The sequence below is a fragment of the Alkalinema pantanalense CENA528 genome (assembly GCF_050753345.1).
GTDB classification, from domain to species: Bacteria; Cyanobacteriota; Cyanobacteriia; order Leptolyngbyales; family Leptolyngbyaceae; genus Alkalinema; species Alkalinema pantanalense.
This window is the reverse complement of record NZ_JBLZFX010000103.1, coordinates 1-21155: the sequence shown is the minus strand read 5'-3', so window position 1 is coordinate 21155 and position 21155 is coordinate 1. Positions and strand designations below refer to the sequence as shown.

22 protein-coding genes and 1 tRNA gene are annotated in these 21155 nt (G+C 49.8%); 15 read left to right on the top strand and 8 right to left on the bottom strand.

The features are described from left to right. Positions 1-666: 666 nt before the first annotated feature. The 9 genes from ACN4EG_RS23205 to ACN4EG_RS23165 all read left to right on the top strand — a co-directional run bounded on the left by ACN4EG_RS23205 (position 667) and on the right by ACN4EG_RS23165 (position 10631). Positions 667-2019, top strand: a complete 1353-nt coding sequence (locus ACN4EG_RS23205) for a CmpA/NrtA family ABC transporter substrate-binding protein (RefSeq protein WP_431632640.1) — start codon at positions 667-669, stop codon at positions 2017-2019. A 49-nt stretch (positions 2020-2068) separates the two neighbouring features. Beyond that, entirely contained in the window at positions 2069-2896 is an 828-nt protein-coding gene (gene ntrB / locus ACN4EG_RS23200) for a nitrate ABC transporter permease (protein ID WP_431632639.1), read from the top strand. Between the two features lie 145 nt (positions 2897-3041). Continuing rightward, positions 3042-5045: an ABC transporter ATP-binding/substrate-binding protein gene (locus tag ACN4EG_RS23195; RefSeq protein WP_431632638.1), complete on the top strand. Its 2004-nt coding sequence runs from the start codon at positions 3042-3044 to the stop codon at positions 5043-5045. A gap of 80 nt (positions 5046-5125) precedes the next feature. Continuing rightward, positions 5126-5995, top strand: a complete 870-nt coding sequence (locus ACN4EG_RS23190; protein WP_431632637.1) for a nitrate ABC transporter ATP-binding protein — start codon at positions 5126-5128, stop codon at positions 5993-5995. Between the two features lie 1073 nt (positions 5996-7068). Next, positions 7069-7668: a Crp/Fnr family transcriptional regulator gene (locus ACN4EG_RS23185; RefSeq protein WP_431632636.1), complete on the top strand. Its 600-nt coding sequence runs from the start codon at positions 7069-7071 to the stop codon at positions 7666-7668. Between the two features lie 76 nt (positions 7669-7744). Further along, positions 7745-8386 carry a hypothetical protein gene (locus ACN4EG_RS23180; protein ID WP_431632635.1) on the top strand — a complete coding sequence of 214 codons (642 nt, stop codon included), beginning with the start codon at positions 7745-7747 and terminating at the stop codon, positions 8384-8386. 3 nt (positions 8387-8389) lie between these two features. Further along, positions 8390-9292: a pentapeptide repeat-containing protein gene (locus ACN4EG_RS23175; RefSeq protein ID WP_431632634.1), complete on the top strand. Its 903-nt coding sequence runs from the start codon at positions 8390-8392 to the stop codon at positions 9290-9292. Between the two features lie 117 nt (positions 9293-9409). Beyond that, positions 9410-10099, top strand: a complete 690-nt coding sequence (locus ACN4EG_RS23170; RefSeq protein WP_431632633.1) for a Uma2 family endonuclease — start codon at positions 9410-9412, stop codon at positions 10097-10099. A gap of 151 nt (positions 10100-10250) precedes the next feature. After that, entirely contained in the window at positions 10251-10631 is a 381-nt protein-coding gene (locus tag ACN4EG_RS23165) for a hypothetical protein (RefSeq protein ID WP_431632632.1), read from the top strand. 43 nt (positions 10632-10674) lie between these two features. Here the strand turns inward: ACN4EG_RS23165 and ACN4EG_RS23160 are convergent, their stop codons facing one another. After that, a complete protein-coding gene (locus ACN4EG_RS23160; RefSeq protein ID WP_431632631.1) occupies positions 10675-10836 on the bottom strand; it encodes a PCP reductase family protein in 162 nt (53 codons plus the stop codon). Positions 10837-11063: 227 nt separating this feature from the next. Between ACN4EG_RS23160 and queF the strand changes: the two genes are divergently transcribed. Further along, on the top strand, positions 11064-11540 hold the full coding sequence (queF, locus tag ACN4EG_RS23155) for a preQ(1) synthase (RefSeq protein ID WP_431632630.1): 477 nt from the start codon (positions 11064-11066) through the stop codon (positions 11538-11540). A 946-nt stretch (positions 11541-12486) separates the two neighbouring features. On the opposite strand, the gene ACN4EG_RS23150 is transcribed toward queF, so the two are convergent. Beyond that, positions 12487-12750: a hypothetical protein gene (locus ACN4EG_RS23150; protein WP_431632629.1), complete on the bottom strand. Its 264-nt coding sequence runs from the start codon at positions 12748-12750 to the stop codon at positions 12487-12489. 342 nt (positions 12751-13092) lie between these two features. Here ACN4EG_RS23150 and ACN4EG_RS23145 point away from each other — a divergent pair. Both ACN4EG_RS23145 and ACN4EG_RS23140 read left to right on the top strand, forming a co-directional pair. Continuing rightward, positions 13093-13164, top strand: a tRNA-Lys gene (locus ACN4EG_RS23145). Positions 13165-13262: 98 nt separating this feature from the next. Further along, entirely contained in the window at positions 13263-13898 is a 636-nt protein-coding gene (locus ACN4EG_RS23140) for an acyltransferase (protein WP_431632628.1), read from the top strand. Between the two features lie 181 nt (positions 13899-14079). On the opposite strand, the gene ACN4EG_RS23135 is transcribed toward ACN4EG_RS23140, so the two are convergent. Then, positions 14080-15669: a glycoside hydrolase family 57 protein gene (locus ACN4EG_RS23135; protein ID WP_431632627.1), complete on the bottom strand. Its 1590-nt coding sequence runs from the start codon at positions 15667-15669 to the stop codon at positions 14080-14082. A 143-nt stretch (positions 15670-15812) separates the two neighbouring features. Here ACN4EG_RS23135 and ACN4EG_RS23130 point away from each other — a divergent pair, with 143 nt between their 5' ends. Further along, complete coding sequence (locus tag ACN4EG_RS23130; protein ID WP_431632626.1) at positions 15813-15974, top strand: hypothetical protein; 162 nt, start codon at positions 15813-15815, stop codon at positions 15972-15974. Positions 15975-16019: 45 nt separating this feature from the next. Here the strand turns inward: ACN4EG_RS23130 and ACN4EG_RS23125 are convergent, their stop codons facing one another. Then, complete coding sequence (locus tag ACN4EG_RS23125) at positions 16020-16682, bottom strand: MarC family protein (RefSeq protein WP_431632625.1); 663 nt, start codon at positions 16680-16682, stop codon at positions 16020-16022. 143 nt (positions 16683-16825) lie between these two features. Here ACN4EG_RS23125 and hisA point away from each other — a divergent pair, with 143 nt between their 5' ends. Continuing rightward, a complete protein-coding gene (gene hisA / locus ACN4EG_RS23120) occupies positions 16826-17599 on the top strand; it encodes a 1-(5-phosphoribosyl)-5-[(5-phosphoribosylamino)methylideneamino]imidazole-4-carboxamide isomerase (RefSeq protein WP_431632624.1) in 774 nt (257 codons plus the stop codon). Positions 17600-17663: 64 nt separating this feature from the next. On the opposite strand, the gene ACN4EG_RS23115 is transcribed toward hisA, so the two are convergent. The 4 genes from ACN4EG_RS23115 to ACN4EG_RS23100 form a co-directional block, all read right to left on the bottom strand. Next, positions 17664-18395, bottom strand: coding sequence for a lipoate--protein ligase family protein (locus ACN4EG_RS23115; RefSeq protein ID WP_431632623.1), 732 nt, complete (start codon positions 18393-18395; stop codon positions 17664-17666). Between the two features lie 49 nt (positions 18396-18444). Continuing rightward, complete coding sequence (locus ACN4EG_RS23110; RefSeq protein WP_431632622.1) at positions 18445-18921, bottom strand: lysozyme inhibitor LprI family protein; 477 nt, start codon at positions 18919-18921, stop codon at positions 18445-18447. 145 nt (positions 18922-19066) lie between these two features. Then, complete coding sequence (locus ACN4EG_RS23105) at positions 19067-19531, bottom strand: YbjN domain-containing protein (RefSeq protein ID WP_431632621.1); 465 nt, start codon at positions 19529-19531, stop codon at positions 19067-19069. 203 nt (positions 19532-19734) lie between these two features. Further along, positions 19735-20256: a 3'-5' exonuclease gene (locus ACN4EG_RS23100; RefSeq protein WP_431632620.1), complete on the bottom strand. Its 522-nt coding sequence runs from the start codon at positions 20254-20256 to the stop codon at positions 19735-19737. Positions 20257-20635: 379 nt separating this feature from the next. Here ACN4EG_RS23100 and ACN4EG_RS23095 point away from each other — a divergent pair. After that, positions 20636-21155, top strand: a 520-nt coding sequence (locus ACN4EG_RS23095) for a hypothetical protein (protein WP_431632619.1), incomplete at its 3' end; no start/stop codon positions are given.

Below are 21155 nucleotides of genomic sequence, written 5' to 3'. Positions count from 1 at the left end.
CTTCAATGAATACCTTCTCAATCAATTTATTCACAAGTTAGAGCTTGACCCGACTTCGATTAAATCACATCCCAACTACTCAACCCTCTGTGAACACGGCATCATCGCCGCTTAATTTTGTCCGGAGTATTGTTCAATTGAACCGCAGGAAAATAGAGCCTATGGAATCCATTGATTGATTCTTGATCAATTCTCGATCGCTGTATTGCACTTGGAAGCGCTGTTGAATAGAGTCTTGTTACTACTGATAATCTAATCCAGGTTATTCTGACCAACATCTCAAAGATTTTCTTATCAATCACATCGAAAATTAATGAAGGGTAGCTACTAGACTTTTCAGATTGCCTACTGAATAATTTAATCATTGAAGAGTTCAGCAATGAATCCTTCTAGGTATCGAGTCAAATCAATCTGTTGTGGAGTTATATCGGTCTACACTACCTGATTTGGTTCGCTGAATCAGATGGATTTCGGAATCTTGCGACGCGGTCAAACGCTAGTTTGGCTGAATTGAATCAAGGTTTCGCTCCACCCAAATTAATAGATATTCGCCAATTTTATAACGCCTTCACCATGCTTTCTAATGCTTTGGAAAACAATGGTTGATTTGGCTATCTATTGATTTGGTTATTGAACTCATAGGTTTGTTGGATTAAGGAGGGAGAAATGTCTCGGAAGAACATGGCGCTTTCACGGCGCAAATTTGTGCTGACTGCCAGTGCGACGGCTATGAGTTCGATTCTTCTGAAAGGGTGTCTGGGTAATCCGCCCGAAGATAAGCCCGCAGTGTCCTCATCCCCCGCAGTTGCGGCAGGTTCCGGTGTGAAAGCGGGCGAAGAACCCGAGGTCAAAGCGATTAAATTGGGCTACATTCCGATCGTCGAAGCCGCCCCCCTGATTATTGCCAAAGAAAAAGGGTTCTTTGCTAAATACGGTATGACCGAAGTCTCCGTAGACAAGCAAGCCAACTGGGGAGCTGCACGGGATAACGTCAAGATTGGTGCGGCAGCAGGGGGGATTGATGGCGGCCAATGGCAAATGCCAATGCCCTATCTGATTTCAGAAGGCATCATTACCGATGGGGCTAAGGTTCCCATGTATGTGCTAGCACAGTTAGTCACCCAAGGTAATGGAATCGCGATCGCAGGGAAACATAAAGGCAAAGGCATTGGTCTCAAACTTCAAGATAAATCTGTATTTGAACAGATGAAATCCCAGGGAACGCTGTTCAAAGCAGCAAATACCTTTCCTGCGGTCAATCAAGATTTTTGGATGCGCTATTGGCTAGCAGCTAATGGAGTCGATCCCGATTCTGAAGCCAGCATGTTGACGGTTCCTTCTGCCCAAACGGTTGCTGATATGAAAGCGGGTTCCATGGATGCTTTCAGCACAGGTGACCCTTGGCCCTACCGCATTGTGACGGAAAATATTGGATTCATGTCGGCATTGACCGCAGAAATCTGGCCGAATCACCCGGAAGAATACCTCGCCATTCGTAAAGATTGGGTTGATAAACATCCTAAAGCAACAAAGGCGTTACTGAAAGGATTAATGGAAGCCCAACAGTGGTGTGATAACTTTGACAATCGTGCTGAATTGGCTTCGATTATGGCGCGGCGGGAATATGTTGGATTGCCCGAGCAGGTGTTTCTCGATCCGTTCATGGGTAAATACAACATGGGTGAGCGGGAAATCAACGATCGCGCCAAAGCCGCTCTGTACTGGAAAGATGCTAAGGGCAGCGTTTCCTATCCCTACAAGAGCCATGATCTCTGGTTTTTAACGGAAAGTGTGCGTTGGGGCTTCTTGCCGAAGGAAACCTTAGCCAATGCCAAAACGCTGATTGATCAAGTCAATCGGGAAGACCTCTGGAAACAAGCTGCACAGGAATTAGGGGTACCAGCCTCCGACATTCCGACCAGTACCTCCCGTGGGGTGGAGGAATTCTTCGATGGGACTAAGTTTGACCCCGCTAATCCCGAAGCCTATTTAGCCAGCCTCAAGATTAAGCGCGTGTAATTTCCCAGGCATCGATCGCAAGAGCAAGTAAACTTAGGAGAACAAACCCATGACCATTGCACAAAAGCGTTCTACCTCGTCAGGATTTGTCTTAGACGCCAAGCTACGACAGCGGATTGATGATATTGCCACTCCCCTGATCACGTTGTTCATTCTGTTAGCCCTGTGGCAATTTTTCTCGCTGTTTAATCAAAGCCTACCAGGGCCAATTCGGGTCGTTCAAGAGACTTGGAAATTGATTCTCTACCCGTTTTACGATCGGGGTGGTACGGATAAAGGTTTGTTTTGGCAGGTATTCGCAAGTTTGCAACGGGTGATGATTGGCTATTCCTTAGCCGCAGTTGTAGGCATTTCCGTTGGCGTTATCATTGGTTTAAACCAACGGATTTACAAGGGCCTTGATCCAATTTTCCAAATTTTGCGGACTGTGCCTCCCCTTGCGTGGGTGCCTATTTCTCTCGCTGCGTTGCAACAGAATCAACCCGCAGCCTTGTTCGTGATTTTCATTACCGCCGTTTGGCCAATTTTGATTAACACCTCCGTTGGCGTCAAACAGATTCCCCAGGACTACACCAACGTTGCTCAAGTTCTACAACTACCCAAATCTGAGTTTTACTTCAAGATTCTCTTCCCTTCCGCGTTGCCCTATATCTTCACTGGCTTACGGATTGCCATTGGTCTAGCTTGGTTGGCAATTATCGCCGCAGAAATCGTCATGTCCGGAATTGTGGGTATTGGTTTCTTCATCTGGAATGCCTACCAAAATAGTCAAGTGAGCGAAATTATTTTGGCGCTGGTCTACATTGGCTTGGTGGGATGGGGTTTAGACAAATTCATGGAATGGTTACAAGCTCGTCTCCTGCCGGGTCGGCGCTAATCCCAGCTTGCTCTTGCCCTGCAAGAGCGGTGGGAGAGACAAAACAGGATTTTGGTTCTGTTCTCCTCTGTTTTTGTTTCTCTCACCTTTTCTAATTCGTTGATGGGTCAAGAATCTTCATTCCAGAATTGTAGGAGCAGGCATTATGACTTTTGTGGCAGTTGAGAATTTAGAGAAAACCTTTGAACTCAGTGGCGGTGGGCAATACGTTGCACTGAAGGGGATTGAGTTAAACATTGAAAAGGGTGAATTTATCTCGCTGATTGGTCACTCCGGTTGTGGCAAATCAACGCTGTTGAACATGGTGGCGGGATTGGATGTGCCAACCGATGGGGTGGTCATGTTGCAGGGGGAACAAATTCTGCGTCCCGGCCCCGATCGCATGGTCGTATTCCAGAACTATTCCCTTCTGCCCTGGATGACCGTGCGGGAAAACATTCGGCTGGCGGTGAAAAACGTTCTGTCCCATCTCTCCAAGGCAGAACAGGAAGAGGTGATTGAGCAGCACATTGACATGGTGGGGCTGCGCCACGCTGCGGACAAGCCGCCTGAGCAATTATCCGGGGGCATGAAACAACGGGTGGCGATCGCGCGGGCCTTGGCGATTCGTCCCAAATTGCTGTTGCTGGATGAACCCTTTGGGGCGCTGGATGCCTTGACGCGCGGCAATCTGCAAGAGCAGTTAATGAAGATTTGCGAGGAAAATAAAGTCACCGCCATTATGGTCACCCATGATGTGGACGAGGCGATTTTGCTCAGCGATCGGGTTGTGATGCTGACCAACGGGCCGGAATCCAACATTGGGCAAATCCTGGAGGTGGACATTCCCCGTCCCCGCAAGCGCATGGAAGTGGTGGAGCATCCCAACTACTACAAATACCGTAGCGAAATCATCTACTTCCTGAACCAACAGAAGTTAATTAAAAAGCTCCGCGCTCGCAAGCAAACCGTGGTATCCCGTCACGGCCTAGAAAAAGTCAACTTGGAAATCGGCTTTTTGCCCCTGGTGGCCTGTGCCCCGATCGTCATTGCCAAGGAAAAAGGCTTCTTTGCCCACCATGGTTTGGATGAAGTAAACCTGGTGCGGGAATCCACTTGGCGCGGCATTCAGGATGGTATTGCCGGAGGCTACATGGATGCGGCTTTGATGCCTTCGGGGATGCCCGTTTGGATGACCGTGGGCGGCATGAACGACAAGCCCGTTCCCGTCGCGACCTCCCTCACCCTGACCCGCAACGGTAACGCGATCGCTCTGGATAAACGCTTTGCCGATCAGGGCATTCGCAGTTTGGATGATCTAAAACGCTTTCTGCGATCTACCCCGGACAAGAAACACATCTTTGGCGTTGCACACCCGGCATCTTCCCACAACCTGCTGTTGCGCTACTGGTTAGCGGCAGGGGGCATTGATCCCGACAAGGATGTGGAAGTGCTGCCTTTACCGCCCGCGCAAATGGTCGCTAATTTACAATCGGGGACGATCGACGGCTATTCGATCGGGGAGCCCTGGGTGACGCGGGCCGTGGTGGAAGAAATTGGCTACGAAATCGCTACGGATTTGGAAATCTGGAATGGCCATCCTGGTAAGGTTCTCGGCGTTCGGGAAGACTGGGCTTTAGCCTATCCCAACACCCACGTTGCATTGGTCAAAGCATTGCTGGAAGCTTGCCAATACTGTGCTAATCCTGCTCACCACGGTGAAGTACGAGAAATTCTTTCTCAAGCAGAGTACTTATCCATGGATCACGAATACATTTACCTAAGCGATCAACAACAGGCTACCTGTAGCGTGACCAAAGATAATCGCCAACTGTCCCACCATGTTTTCTTTGGGGGCACGGCCAATCGTCCCAGCCGTACGGAAAATCTGTGGTTGCTGACCCAAATGGCTCGCTGGGGTGATGTGGCCTTTCCTCGCAACTGGGTGGAAGTCTTAGAGCGGGTCTGCAAGGTGAGTGTGTTTAGTGTGGCCGCGCGGGAATTGGGGCTGTCGGACATGACGACCTACAGCCGAGGCGCGATCGAACTTTTTGATGGCAGCAAGTTCACCGCTGATGATCCCATTAGCTACCTCAACAGTTTAGAAATTAAGCACGACATTTACATGGCAGATGTCATGTTAGGTGTGCCCACGGCGCGGGCGGCGTAATCAGCGATCGGTCAGCAATGGGCTAGCTTCTTAGACCCAATCCATTTGGTATTACCCACAATTGCCCAGGAATCCAGTCTATGAAAACCTTATCTACTCCAGAATCCATGGTTAGTACCTCCAGAAACCCTCGTCCGATCGCGCCTCAACCTGAAACTGATGATTTTTTGGTGCTGAAGGATGTCAAAAAGAGTTTCCCAACTGCCGATGGCGAGTATGTCGTCCTCGATGGCGTTAATTTGACCATTAAGCAAGGTGAATTTATTTGCCTCATTGGGCACTCCGGCTGTGGCAAATCGACGTTGCTCAATATGGTCAGCGGATTTTCCCAACCCACGGCGGGGACGGTGAAACTCAAAGGCGAATCGATCACCCGTCCCGGCCCCGATCGTATGGTGGTGTTCCAGGGCTATGCACTGCTGCCTTGGCTGACGGTGTACGAAAACGTCTACCTGGCGGTGAATGCCGTGTATCCCAATAAATCCAAGGGCGAAAAGGACGACATCGTCAAAGAGCACCTGAAAATGGTGGGTTTGCTGGAAGCCATGGAAAAAACGCCCCCGCAAATTTCCGGGGGGATGCGGCAACGGGTAGCGATCGCGCGGGCGCTGTCCATTCGTCCCGAAGTGCTGGTTCTAGATGAACCCTTTGGGGCGCTAGATGCCATTACCAAGGAAGAACTCCAAGAGGAATTGCTGAAAATCTGGAATAACAGCCGCAACACCGTGTTGATGATTACCCACGACATTGATGAAGCGCTGTTTCTCGCAGATAAGTTGGTGATGATGACCAATGGCCCATCGGCCCAAATTGGCGAAGTGTTGGAAATTCCCTTCAAGCGCCCCCGCGATCGGAGCCGAATGATGGAAATGCCGGAATACTACAAGATCCGTAACTATGCCTTGGACTTCTTGTATAACCGCTTTGCCCATGATGATACGGCAGAGTAATGGATTGAACCCGGTCTATTTTTGCGCTCCCAGAGTTGCCTGAAACTGACTTCAGCAAGCATCGAGTAAAATATTTGGTTCTAATTGGTTGCATCAGTCCAGGTCGATAGATCTGGACGATTTTTATGTTTGATAGCCAGGATAGAATCTTAATCTTCAGACAGTTGTCCTTCTTCTGCACAATCTGGCATTCCGGTGATTAAGCAATCCATGATTTATAGCGAAAATCTGGTAGTTACTTGGATATTTCCAAAAATTCCATTCTCCCTGGAAAAATTGATGATTTTTTTGATGTTTCAGCCTCCTCTTAGTGAATAAGTAATTATTACTATGATGTAACTTTGTTAATTCATTGAATCTTTATCGGAATCACTTTATCTCATCCTAAAAATTAATCTTTTTGATTTAGCGTTGTTGCCAAATGTCCTATACTGTACAAGTGCATCTGTTTGGACTGATCCATCAAGTGTTTGCTAAATATATAGATTGAAAAAATTTGTAGATTGTGAAAATTTGGTGGATAACGGACTCTCCTGCTGAAGTGATTGAGAGGTTTTGCTAGCCTATTTGGGTTAATTATTGGAATTGTACAAACTTTGATCGTACCGATTATTTAGAATGTGCAGACAATATGAAGACAGCGGGTAGGTAAGAACCTGTGGATAAGAATATGCAGAAATATGCAGAGAGTTGTGTGCTAGAAGTGAAGTATATAGCAATCCAACGTGAATCGTGAGAGAGCTACCTAGAGGCTTCAAGGCTTTGAGCCAAAGTCTACTCACAAATCAGATCGGATTGTTATAGATAGTTTCTCAATTGATTATGTACAGATCGCTATGTATAGGCTGTTATATACAAAATGTTGTATACAGACCGTTATGTACAAGTGCTTATAGAGAGTGGATATTGGTTCCGTTTCGTCTGTTGTGTGAATGATTTCTGTGTGAATGATTCCTGTGTGAATAACAACACCTCTAATGTGCGCGATCGTTTGGTTGACATCCTCTGTCTTATGCTGAAACCTCGCTCTGCACGATTGCCCCGATCGTTAGAAAACACTCAAGGTATGTTGTATGTCTTATACCCGTTTAATGTCCCCCACCCTGCCCACGACCGCTCTAGCCAACAGTCAAATCCGCTGGTTCGCGAAAGGTGCCACGTTTCCCCTGGAAGATAACACCCTGTGGACGATCGAAGAGGGTTTAATCCGCACAATGACTTGGGATGAAACCGGCGATGTCAGTTGTGTTGGTATTTGGGGGCCAGGGGATATTATCAGTGCGTCCCTGACCCAGGTGAATCCCTACCAAATTGAATGTCTTTCCCGCGTCACGGTACGATCGCTGCATCCCCAAGTTCCGCACCTAGACGAGTTATTAATTACCCATAGCAAGCAAGTTGAAGAATTACTGAGTATTATCCATTGTCGTCGTATTGGTTCTCGGCTGTTAAAAGCATTGAAATGGCTGGCTTATAAATTTGGACAACCCCACGACAGTGGTTTATTACTCGATATTCCTGTGACCCATCAATGTTTAGCAGAGTTAATTGGCACGACTCGGGTCACCATTACTCGGCTCTTAGGAGAACTTGAGACGTCGGGGCAGATTCAACGATTTAGCCATCGACGAATTTTAGTTGAAACTATAAGTTTTCCTAATATTATTCCCTAGACTTCCTAACGTCCCTTCCAACCCGTCCCCACCCCCCCGTATACTGGGAGAGCTTTGCCGTTTCGCGAGAACTCCCTTGGGAATTGACCTGCGCAGCTACGTCTACATCGATCGACTACAACGCCAGCACGCGGCCTATTTGGGTACGGAAGCCCAGGGATTTTTGCCATTGCCGGGGGATGCCTCACTTTGGATCGAAGTGTCACCGGGGATTGAAATTAACCAAATGATGGACATCGCCCTCAAGTCGGCTCAGGTGAGTCCAGGGGTGCAGATTATTGAGCGGCTCTATGGCTTGATGGAGATCCATGCCAGCAGCCAGGGGGATATCCACGCAGCGGGGCGGGCGATGATGGATTACCTAGGGGTGCGATCGACGGATTGTCTACGGCCTCGGGTCATTTCCAGCCGCATTATTCGCAACATCACTCCCCACCACACGCAATTAATCAACCGAACCCGGCGCGGCAATATGATTTTGGCGGGGCAGACGCTGTACGTTTTGGAAGTGGAACCAGCGGCCTATGCCTCCCTGGCGGCTAACGAAGCGGAAAAGGCGGCATTTATTAATATTCTACAAATTTCAGCGGTGGGCAGTTTTGGGCGGCTCTACCTTGGGGGCGAAGAGCGCGATATTATTGCAGCAGAACAGGGCGTACTGGCAGCGTTGGAAAGTTTGCCGGGGCGCGCCTTTCCAACGGAGACACGACGAGAGTAGTCCATGGCGGATCTAGCAGCGCTATTGGCATTAGGCAAAGGCCCGATCGCGTGGCTCCAGTGGCGATCGCAGGAGTCGATCGTGGATTTGCGGGAGGCGGAATTGGCAGGGCGAAACCTACGGGGGACGGAGCTCCAGGGGGCCAATCTCCAGGGAGCGGATTTTTGCAATGCTAAGTTAATTGCTGCGAACCTCACGGGGGCGAATTTAAATAAAGCGTTGTTGCATCAGGCAGAGTTCAACCAGGCGAATTTGACGGAAGTTGAAATGGTGAATGGCAGCGCGATCGGAGCGAATTTCCGCAATGCCAAGCTCGTCAATGCTAATTTAATCAGTTCTGACCTGAAGAACTGCAACTTTTCGGAGGCGGATCTGACCGGGGTAAACTTAATCGGGACGGAATTACGCCAAGCACAATTTCGCCATGCCGATTTAGCCGAGGCCCAACTGCAACGATCGGCCCTCTGTTTTGCCAATTTTGTCGAAGCGAATTTGGCGGAGGCGGATTTGACGCGGGCGACGCTCTACGAAGCTGAGTTGCGGGACGCCCATCTCTATCGCACGCAGTTTTACAAAGCGCAGTTAATCCAAGCCCATTTGGTGCGGGTGTATGCCTATGGGGCGGGCTTTGGTGAAGCGGAGTTGAGTCAGGCGGATTTATCCTGGGCCACGCTGAAGAAGGCGGATTTCACCGGAGCCAAGCTGCAACAGGCGAATCTGCGGGGGGCTGACCTGCGGGGGGCGAAGTTGCGAGGGACGGATTTGTCGGGAGCTTGTTTGGCAGGGGCGAATCTGGCGGGGGCGGATCTATCCGGGGCACTGTGCGAAGGAGCCATTTTGCAGGATACCAACCTGACGGGGACGATCGGGCAAACGATCGGAACTCCGGCAAAACGAGGGGCTTAGCAATTTAGGATAATTTAATATATTTGTACTGATACCCGTATGGTAGGCTAGGGTATCCCAGTCCAAATTTCCAGTTTTTCCAACGCGCTAAAACCTCATCTCTCGGGAATTACAGCTATGGTTATTTCCCAAAAAATTACATCTCCCACTGAACCGGACTCCGTAATCTATCCAGACAGTGACGGCCAGCCGATGGCAGATAATACGAAGCAGTTTGAATGGATTGTTCTGCTCAAAAAGAATCTTGATATTCTCTTCGCTGAGGATGCCAACGTATTTGTGGCTGGCGATTTGCTCTGGTATCCCATCCAAGGTCGCAATCAGCGGCGCACGGCTCCCGATGTCATGGTGGTATTTGGCCGACCTAAACAAGATCGCGGTTCTTACAAGCAATGGGAAGAGGACAATATTGCGCCGCAGGTGGTGTTTGAAATTCTCTCGCCCGGTAACACGATCGAGGAAATGGAGCGTAAGTTACTATTCTACGATCGCCATGGCGTGGAGGAATATTACATTTATGACCCAGACACGGGGCAGTTTCGGGGTTGGCTGCGGGGGGATGAGGGGCTGGATGTGGTGGAGTTTGAGACGGAATGGGTCAGCCCACGCTTGCAGATCCGCTTTGACTGCTCGGGTGACAACTTGCAGGTGTTTTATCCCTCGGGGCAGCGGTTTTTGAGCCAGACGGAATTAGCGGTGCAGCTCGAGCAGACCAGCCAGGAACTGGAACAGGAAAAAGCCCGATCGCAACGCTTGTCTGAAAAACTGCGTGAGTTGGGCATTGATCCCGAGACTCTGGCGCGATAGATCTTGAGCGATAGACCGTGGCGCGATCGTGGGTCTGGGGCAAGCCAAGGAGAGAACGAGCCGGATTGCCATCATCCAGATCCCTGAAGTGGAGTGCTAGGATCAAAGTAGAGCAGGGTGCAGTAATTCACGTTTATGGGGAGGTACCCCTATGCAAGCTCGATGGCTCTATGTTGCAACGATCGCGGTGCCGATCGCCCTTGGTAGCTTGGTGTTGGCTCCAGCGGCCACGGCTCAAGAATCTTCACCCGCCTCGATGCCCAATTTGTTGAATCGTATAGAACGGGATTTGACGCCATCGGCTCCGACGGAGTTTTTTGTCCAAGGTCGATCGCGGTTTGAGCGGGAAATTCAACGCTTGAGTCAGCCGGAACCAAGCCAGCCGATTTTGAAAATTAGCACCACGCCGATCGAACAATCGCCGGAGGTGCTACGGCAACTGTTTAAGGCACCGCTCGATCGGTCAATGATCGATCGGTTAATGCCAAGCCAGCCCACTCCGACGGATGGTGCAATGCAGAATGTTCATTGAACGGACATTGTATCGCAGGAGATGACTGGCGGAAGAGCGATCGTTACTTGCTGCCGAATTTGGCTTTGGCTTGGTCGTAAATTGCGGCAGTGATTTGGGTTGCGCCCATGTCTTCTGCAAGTTTTTCGATTTTCTTGCGGGCGGCAGGACGGACGAAAAAGGGGATTTCTTTCAGCTTGGCTTCGGCTTCAGCAGTCCATTCCATGGAGAGTCCTCACAACAACTGATACAACAACTGACAAGGTCTATTGATACGGGTCTATATCTTGTCCATGCCTAGTCTACCCTGTGGACTTCCCCCAACAGAGCCTGGACAAACGCCAGCCCATCTAACTTGATGCGGGTAAAACGCCACAAGGACGATCGCTTTCGCGTATCATCAGCGAGGGAGTCTTGAATGAGTCCTGTTGAACCCTGCTAGGAATGATGGTTATGGTGGAACCTACTGCTGAAGCAAGCCAAGCGACAATGAAGTACGGCGAACGGGAAATTGAGGAAGGGAAGCTGATTACGTTTCCGAATCCGCGTCCGGGTCGAGAATACAATATCAGCATTACGTTACCGGAGTTTACCTGTAAATGTCCGTTTTCGGGTTATCCGGACTTTGCGACAATTCATGTAGATTATGTGCCCGATGGGAAGGTCGTTGAGCTGAAGGCGATTAAGCTGTATGTCAATAGCTATCGGGATAAATACATTTCCCACGAAGAGTCGGTGAATCAGATTTTGGATGATTTGGTGGCGGCTTGTGATCCGTTAGAGATGACGGTAAAGGGAGATTTTCAACCCCGTGGAAATGTACATACGGTGGTAGAGGCGAAGCATCGTAAAGCACATCAGGAGGGTTCTGCTACGATCGAACCTCTGGAGAAGGCAAAGAAGGACAAAAAGGATAAGAAAAAGAAGTAATTGAGCATTCTGAGGTGATAGTTACGGCTTCAGGATCATGAATGCCTGTTAATGTGGTTGCGAATTCTGAACATGGGGGATTTGTAAAGAGTTCCCCATGTTTTCTTGTTTTCTATTTTGATTGACCTACAGCCTCCAATAGCTAGATCCTATCAGTGGTTTAAGAAGGCAGTAGATTGATCCCAGAAGCATACCAGGGGTTAGGTTGAGGAAAACGATCTAAAAGCCTTGGGAAGGCAAGGTTCTCGCCCTAGATTTCAAATAGGCTCTATAAGCGGAGTTTGCTCACAATCAACTCAACATCTGCCTGAATTGCCCTTGTAGCCCAAGCGCTGACGCAACTTGGTAGAATGCCCAACTATTGGAGCGTCTGCCTTCGGTTTTGTTGATGGGTTGTTGATGGGTTCGTTCGTTCACGGATACCCAGCAAGTCCTTAATTTCAACAGTTGGGTTGCCAGTGTATTGCCAGGTTTTGCCGTGCTGATGATCTTCTGGCTGATGTTGCGGTTCAACCAAGTTTGATAGCGTCGCCTTCTGCCCGACAGCCGTTGCAAAATCTGCTGTGTCCTACAACGAGTAGATCCTGTGGCTTTCAAGGCTTTTCTTTGGAGCGATGCCCTGACCCTGGAAAATCTATCCCTCGTTTGTATTATTTGTCGTCCATTCCACTGATTGCCCTCGGAGGGGATGGCAATGTCTCTACTCCCAAAATCAACCTCAATTACATCGCTGGACTGGCTTGGGTGGAGACTGTAACGATTATTGCATTACGCTCTCAATCGTCCTAAATCGCCTGGGATGGCTCGATCGCGAACGTTGGCCTAGATCTCTTCGCAACCGTGGAAGTCAGCAAAGTGCGAATAGACAGTAGCGTGAATAGAGAATTTCTCGATCGGCATACTGTCCTGCCACGGGAATGGAGAGCAACCAGCCTAACCGGCTTGATTACCGCTTGCCAAATCTACCGAACGGGAAAACCGATCGTAAAGCTTGCAGCCAAGATTGGGGGCGAGTGGGTCGTAATTCTTCGTAGGGCAATCCCCAGGTTGCACTGAGTACCTCTTGCCAATCCCCATCGGGCACCAGCTCTTCCAAACTAACCAATGAATCAAATGCCCCACCGACTTCTAACGGCGCAACTGAAGTCGGGGAGAATGGAGAATTAACTGAGTGATCAGCGATCGTCGAACGATTTAGCAAAAAATTCATAGTCTGTAGGGACTCATTGCATCTCTACGCAATCCAGTTTAACCTGTAAAACCAGGAATCTACTGGATCTCAAAAATATCATGCTTAACCGTAATTTCACGGAGGTTAATGGGATCTTGATAGAATTCTTTGCACTTAGCGTAGATTTAGCACAGGTTCGATCTGTCTAGCTCATCAAATTTACGGATCAAACGCAATTAAGGCACTATCCCCAGAAGATTTTCTCCGACCAGAAAGTTCTGAGTATCTACTGATACAGCCCACCGCCAGAATTGAATACAGGTTCACTGAGAAAAACCATTTTCAGGGGCGATAAGATCTGATAGAGTAGAATACGTGCAAGGGTGACTGGCGCAATGGTAGCGCATCGGACTCTTAATCCGCTGGTTCTGGGTTCGAATCCCAGGTCACCCATCCCAAGGCTAGACCAACCACCTAAACCCATACCCCCGTTAGTTTCCAGCATCCTACGGGAACAATGCCATCAATGCCCTTTGATTGCAGGCGAGGCCATGGAAACTTTCCCAGATACCTATCGTTTTGATTTTGAACCTTGGTCATTTTGGGCAACGGCAACCGCTGCGGAAAAGCAGGAGCAGCTTGACTGGCAAGCAGCCCTAGCTAGCCAAGGTCAAATGACATTCGGTGCCCAGTGCTTTATTTCCAAGCTCGCTGGAATCTTCCCAGAATCCTTGGTAATGGGGGAAGGGTGCTACATCGCAGCCCATGCCCACGTCAGCCACACCGTCAAAATGGGCAACCATTGCTCGATTAACGTCTCTGCCGTGGTGCGGGGCAAAGTCACGATGGGCAATGGCGTGCGGATCGGCGGCCACACCTCGATCCTGGGCTTTAACCACAGCTTCAACCGCCTCGATGTCCCCATTCACCAACAACCCCTCACCTTCAAAGGCATTACGATCGGGGATGACGTCTGGATCGGATCGGGCGTCACAATTGTTGATGGGGTGGAAATTGGCTCCCATAGTGTGATTGGAGCTGGGGCGATCGTCACCCGCAATATTCCGCCCTATTCCGTTGCTGTGGGGAATCCGGCTCGGGTGATAAAAAACCGCCAGAAGCGCTCTCCTGTGAAACAAGTCATGGGCAAGCTCAAAAAACTGAAGTTAATCTGGCAATCTAGCTGATTGTGATCCAGGCCCACTACAGAGAATTCAATCACTCGGATGGATAAAAAACTCCCCTCAATCGGTCACGATCGAGGGGAGTAAACACCTATTGGAGAATCTTGGAGCCGTCAACAGAAATATGGCGCACGGGTAATTGAACAGTTGCAAATCGTGCAATGACCGCTGTGCCCTGCTAGACCTAGAGTGGACGATAGACCCGATAGTTGATGTTCGGGAAGATGTTGTCGATCGCTTCCACTTTTTCCAGCCAGCCCGAATCCACTTTGCCTTCCCGCAGATCGTCATATAGCTTATGGAAGCGTTGCAGGTGGGACTTAGTCCGACGCACCGCGTAGGGCACCATCGTTCCCGTCCGCATAATGAAAGCCCAGTCAGACGATTGCGCTAAAAGCAATTCCCGTGCCGCTTGGTTGAGCGCGCGCCATTGCAACTCATCGAGCGGCTCCATCCGGGAGAGATCAATCATGCGCTCAGCACCCTTGTGCAAGTGGGGGTAAATCCAAGCATTGGTTTCATTGAGCCAATATTCATGGAAGCCCTTGTACCCCCAACTGGATTGGGACGGTCTGACCACCTGTTGGGTTGGATTGCTGCGCAGATAATCAGCCAAGTGGGTCACTTCATAGGTGTTTTGGTCAAACCAAGACTTACGCATGAAGTAGTCAATAAACCAAGGGCCTTCGTACCACCAGTGACCAAACAGTTCCGCGTCGTAGGGCGACACCACAATCGGCTTGCGGTGCATCATCCCGTGCAGGTGAGATAGCTGCTGCTGACGGTTTTGCATGAAGTTGCCCGCATGTTCCGCCGACTTTTCCCGCGCCCAGTAGGGATCGTATAGCGCTTTATCGCTCAGCCCTAGGCCCTTACCCGTAATCTTGTGGTATTTAATTCCCACATTCTTCCGTTGACCATTGGGCATGATGTAGGGCTTGATGTATTCGTACTCCGCATCCCAGCCCAGGTCACGGTAAAACTCGCGGTACTCTACCGCACCGGGATAGCCTACTTCCGACGACCACACCTGTTGAGAAGACTCATGGTCGCGTCCAAACGCAGCGACTCCCGATTCTGTAAAGATCGGCGCATAGGTTCCAAAGCGAGGCCGGGGACGTCCGTAGAGAATGCCATGACCATCGGTCAAGAAGTAGCGCAGATTCGTATCGGCCAGCATCCGCTCCAGCCCTTCGTAGTAGGCACATTCCGGCAACCAGATGCCCTTCGGTGCGCGCCCAAAGGTTTCTTCGTAATGCTCACAGGCCACTTTGAGCTGAGCCCAAACCGCTTGGGGATACATTTTCATCAGCGGCAGGTAGCCATGGGTAGCCCCGCAGGTGATGATTTCCAGGTTATTGGAGTCTTGAAACTGTTTAAATGCTGTAACTAGATTGCGATCGTATTTTTCCCAAATCAACCGAACTTGATGAAATTCGTTGGCGTAGTATTCCGCCAAATACTTCATGTGGCCGTTGTGCTTGTGACGATCGATCTCTAGCTCAGCTAATTCTTCCAGCGTCGCTAAGTGCTCGTCGTAGCGCTCCTGCAACAACGGATCCAACAACATTGACACCAGGGGCGGTGTCATACTCATGGTCAGCTTAAACTCCACCCCATCCCGCTTCAGTCCCTCAAAGGCTTGGATCAGAGGAATGTAGGTTTCGGTAATAGCTTCGTAGAGCCATTCTTCCTCAAGAACAAAGTCGCTCTCAGGATGCCGCACAAATGGTAAATGGGCGTGGAGGACGAGCGCGACATATCCGATGCTCATAGAAAACCCCTAAGCGGCAGAACACGAGTTGCCTGCAATTGTATGTCATAAATCCCTGTAAAAGCGTAGCGAGGAGATCATTTGAGCAGCCCAAACCTCTGGCAAGTTGATGGTAGCCTGATGCGAAGACAACCTAAACTCCTATGCCCATAACGCTTTGGCTCATCTTGGCGCAAAAATGGGCTAGGCTCTCAAAGCTTTGGATTAATTTAATTAATGTCAGTAATCAATTAAATTTACGGAAGAAAATTGTGGGTCGATCGGCGATGGCTGCACGACTCGCTTCTCCGTTGATTGGATGTTGATTGGATAGTGAGACTTAGGAAAATTTTATCTATGAGCTGTCTTCCTTACTGGATATCAGGGCTGATGAAGTTGATGGTGGCAGCGGCCAGTCCACTGAGAATAAACTGAACGCCGATCGCGGCGAGGAACAACCCTAATATCCGAGTGGCGATGTCCAGACCAGATTTGCCCAATACCTTGCGCATCCAGAGGCTACTCATCAGGATCACCAGGGTGAAGAGGGAAATGGCGACAGTAACGCCCATTAGCGCCAGAAAAGTCACCCGATCGCGGGCTTGGCTGCTGTACAAAATCACAGTGCTAATTGAGCCAGGGCCAACGAAAATCGGGATTCCCAAGGGAATTAGAATTTTGCGATAGACCGATTCTGCCTCGATAAAATCGGTGTATTTAGCTTGATTGGCAATTTCGTGGGTCCGTTGCATTTGGTGACCCCGCACCATACCGATGCCTGTCAGCAGCAGTAAAATTCCCCCGGCAATGCGAAAGGCCGCGATAGAGATACCGAAGAATTTCAGAATGGCTGAGCCTGTGATTAAAAACAGCAGCAAAAATCCTACAATGGTGACGGAAATAAACAGCGCAAGCCAACGTTGTACCCCTTGGCGTTCTCCAGCGGTATAGCTGATGAAAATTGGTAGGTTCCCGATCGGGTTGACAATGGCAAGGAGTGCCGCTGCAAAGTTGGCAATTAGGGCTTTGTCCATGGGCCGTCTATACACCTGAAGTTATGCAGACCTGTAGCCACTATACGCCAGTGAATGACCCAGGCTGGTTGAGAAAATTACCTCTACCTCTGCGTTCCCAAACCCTGTACCCTATTACCCTGTACCCTATGTGAACTGAGGCTATGGAAGTCATTCCCGCGATCGATCTTTTGGGCGGTAACTGTGTGCGGTTGTACCAAGGGGACTATGCCCAATCCCAGGTGTTTGGGGAAGATCCGGTGGCCGTGGCGCGGCAATGGCAGGATCAAGGGGCTACCCGCTTGCACTTAGTGGATCTCGATGGGGCAAAAACGGGAGAGCCGGTCAATTTGCCCGTGATCGAAAAAGTGGTGCAGGCATTGGAGATTCCTGTGCAGGTGGGGGGCGGCTTGCGCGATCGAGCACGGGTAACGGATTTGCTGGGCTTAGGGGTACGCAGTGCGATTTTGGGCACGGTGGCGGTGGAACAGCCGCAACTGGTAGGTGATCTGTGTGGTGAGTTTCCCGGTCAGATTATTGTGGGCATTGATGCACGCAATGGCAAGGTGGCAACGAAGGGATGGTTAGAAACTTCGGAGGTGGAAGCGATCGATCTCGCGCAACGCATGGCCCAACTGGGGGCAGCGGCGATTATCTACACCGATATCCATCGCGATGGAACTTTGCAAGGCCCGAATCTAGACGCATTGCGGGAACTGGCGACGAATATCAATATTCCAGTGATTGCTTCCGGTGGCGTTAGTTCGGTCACGGATTTGCTGAATTTGCTGGGACTGGAAGCGATCGGGGTGACTGGGGCAATTGTGGGTCGCGCTATTTACACTGGAGATGTGGATCTAAAGGAAGCGATCCGAGCCGTGGGGAATGGCCGTTGGCAAGATGTTCCACCGGATTTTGGAAATTCTGCATTGGCTTAATGGTTCCACTCTGTTCCCGTTTTTGTTAAAACTGCTTCACTGGTGGCTGATCTGATTGAAGAGATTAAACGCTACTGGTGATGTTTTGTATTTCCTGCTGTTCCTCCACCGTTAAGGGTTGCATGATCAAATCAATGCCAAAGCAATCGATCGCCGCTTGGGTTAAAGCATTTATGACTCGATCGATGTCCTGTTGCTCTGGAGATAACGTTGGGAGATGTAAGTCAGTTGCGCCAAAGACAGTGGTAAAGAGAGCCCGATCGGGATTGAGGCGAAGGGAACCATGCTGTAAGATGGCGTTTTCCTTGCGGGCTTGGGCACTGCCAATCAGTTTACTGCCGTCGGACATGACTAGATCTGCTGCCGTTGCAGTGCCGAAACAGTTGGGGTTCTGGATGTAGCCCCGTCCAGCGGTTCCGTAATGGAGTTCAATGCCGATCGTGGATAGCCCTTGCATCAGAAATTGACAAATTTGCTGGTAGCTTTCCATGCGGTTAGTTGCAAACCCAGAGGCAATGACGGCATAGGTCAGATCGCCTTGGTGCAAAACGGCCCGTCCTCCCGTAGGTCGGCGCACGAGATCGATCGGTTGCCCTTGCCATATTAAATGATTCCAAGCTTCAGGATAACTGTGCTGGTGATAGCCAAGGGACAGGGTGGGGGGGGACCAGGTATAGAACCGCAGGACAGGGGGATGGTGGCCGAGGGCATGGCGGGTTAAAAAATAGAGATCGATCGCCATTTGTGTTTTGCCATCGGCGCACAATAGCGGAATCAATCGCCAAGTTTGAGACATAGATTATTTGACGTAGACTGTAAACCTAGGCTGCATTACCCATGCCCAATTAATGATTTTGTTCAAAATCCAATTCTTCTTGCAATTCATTGGTGCGCTGCTGCGTGACCGTAGCAATACAACTGCTGTAGAGCATGGGTTGCGCACTGCCCCCATCAAAGCGACTCGCAATCCATTGGCAATGGGTATCGCGATATTTAATCCAAGCAAGTTGGGAATTAACTAAATAGTTATCTCGTTTTTTAAAATGTTGGTCATTCTGTTTTCGGTATTGATCTCTCAGTTGTTTATAAGCCCGATTGAGTTGACGATCGCTGACTTCTGCATCCCAAGCACTACAAAAGTTCATATCCAATTGCGTCACAGGTTTATCGCAATTCACCGAAGCTTGGCAAATACTTTTTTCTAAATTGGTTTTGGGTTGGCGACAGTTGGGTAATTCCTTGGCCTGAGCCGATGGAACGATGACCAACCCCATGGCTAAGAGTCCTGATAGCCCGTAGCTCCAAGATAGTTTGTGCTGCATGAGATGGCTCCTCCACCGTTCAAATTTATGACGCAATCTTGTAGATGAAATTTGTAGACTCAATTGGTAGGCTCAATTGAGTCGCTAAAGCAGAATACCGATTGGTTACCCTAGGTTCCTGAATTGAGGGATGAATGAATAGCGATTAGTTGCTTGAACCAAATTCGGCGATCAGGGCTTCATCGTGGTCATCGGCGATCGCGGCAACAACGGTAATAGCACGGGAGATTTCGCCGGGAGAAATGTCAGCAACGGTGCGGTTCGCCATGACAATGACTTGGTTGTCAGCGATCGCGAATCTGGCCTCGAAGGTACTCAGCCAGTTCATTTCCAAGAGTTTGCGGGTGAGGGCGGCTTCGTTGGCTACAGGCAGGGAGAGGATCCTAGACCACACGGTTAATACGTCGTCGTCAGAAACACCCGTTAATTGGACAAAGACTTCGACGGAGCCGTACTGGAACTTCCAGAGATGGCCGTTATCGCCTTGGCTGACCATTGCTGAATTGGTGGTATCCAGGCTATCGATAACGGTTTCGATCGCTTCGATCAAATTGACTGAACCTGAGACATCTTCAGGGCCAATATTGGGCAGTTCAAGGTCGATCGACATAGGGCTCCTTTCCGTTGGACGATGATTAGAGAGAAGTGAATAAAATATATTTCCATAATGGCACTAGAACATCAGGAAAGCCCGTCTTTTGGTATTTCTTTAACTGCTGAGGCTGGAATGGAGCGAGTCGAAGACCCACAAAAGGTTCATTAACTTTCTAGAGGGGTAGAGAAACGGAGGTGCGACCCATGGCTACGCGGCTCCTATTTCAAACTAATTTTCAGTCCCAACTCAGTCTTCATCTTTAACAACGCTTCGGCATTTCCCCTAGCATCATCCAAAGCATTGTGCGTGTGGCTCGTTTGGCGAAGATGCTTAAAATTCACAAATGTATCCTTCATGATCCCCTTGTACAGCGAACCCAAGTTTATAGAACTGTGCCCAAACGGATTTCTACCGCAAAAATGATGGAAATACCAATTCACAAACTGCCAATCAAACCCGTTATTATCAGAAACAAAAAAAGCACGGCCAACACTCACCGCATCAAGCCACTGGGCAAAACGCTCCATCACCCCTTGGGGTTCCTCAAACAGCAGGGTTGCTTCACGGGTAAACTGACTCACCTGCAAAGCCTCCGGAATCCAGCGATCGGAAATTGGCCGTAACTCCGCATAAAAAGTCTGACTCAGGGACGGCTCCACCACGATCGCCCCCAAGGAAACCATGGAATAATCTCCCGGAATCGGCCCATCCGTTTCCACATCCACCATAACGTAGCTCATCTTTACCGTTCCCCCTTCATTTCCTAAGTCCTCGATCGGCGCTGTTCGATCGCCCCTCAGACGATCGCCCCAGACAGATCTCCTCCCCTTCTACAACCCAAAACCCCCAAGATATTCACCCGTCTACCCGTCTACCCCTCACCCGCCAACACCACCCAACTCCTAAACATGCCACTTAAAAGATTGGCACACTCAGGATTGGCACACCCTCAAAAGCCCTTCAGCAAAACAAACGAAACCGCTATATCTGCCTTCACCCTCGCCCTGAAGGCGGATTTTTAGAAAAGTCCCACATTATATGTAGCGTTTTTTGATTTTTCGAGTAGACTGCTAGACATCTCTTGGAGACAATCCGACAGAATGGGTTGGTGGAAGCGCTATGTCACACGATCGCAATAACGAACACATCCTACTAGAACAGTCGTGGAACGCAGATATCGACGCTCCTGTTGAAACGCAACAGGCAGCCGATCGATCGTCTCCATCGTCCAACACCTACGCCAGCAGCTTAATGGACGAGTTGTTTGGCGATGTTGACCAAATTTTGGATGGCAGTTTATTGCCACCCACGGAACCTGTCAAAGTGGCAGAGCCGCCTAAACCTGCCCTAAATCTCGATTTGGCAGCTTTCGTGGCTTCCCGACCCGGCCTTGTAATGGCTCCTCCGGAACAGCCCAGCATGCGTGCGATCGCGAACAGCCAGGATGCTTTAGAACTGCCCCTTTCCCCAACAGAACTGACTCGCCAAGAACAGCGCAAAGCGTCCTATGGCTTGGCTGAAAAGCTCTTGATGTTTGTGGGAGCCTCCTCGGCCCTTGCTGCCGTCATGATTTGGTTGGCCAGCCAAGGTGTGCTCAGCCGCATCGTGCAAGCCCTGAGCCAACCGCCCGCCCCCACCC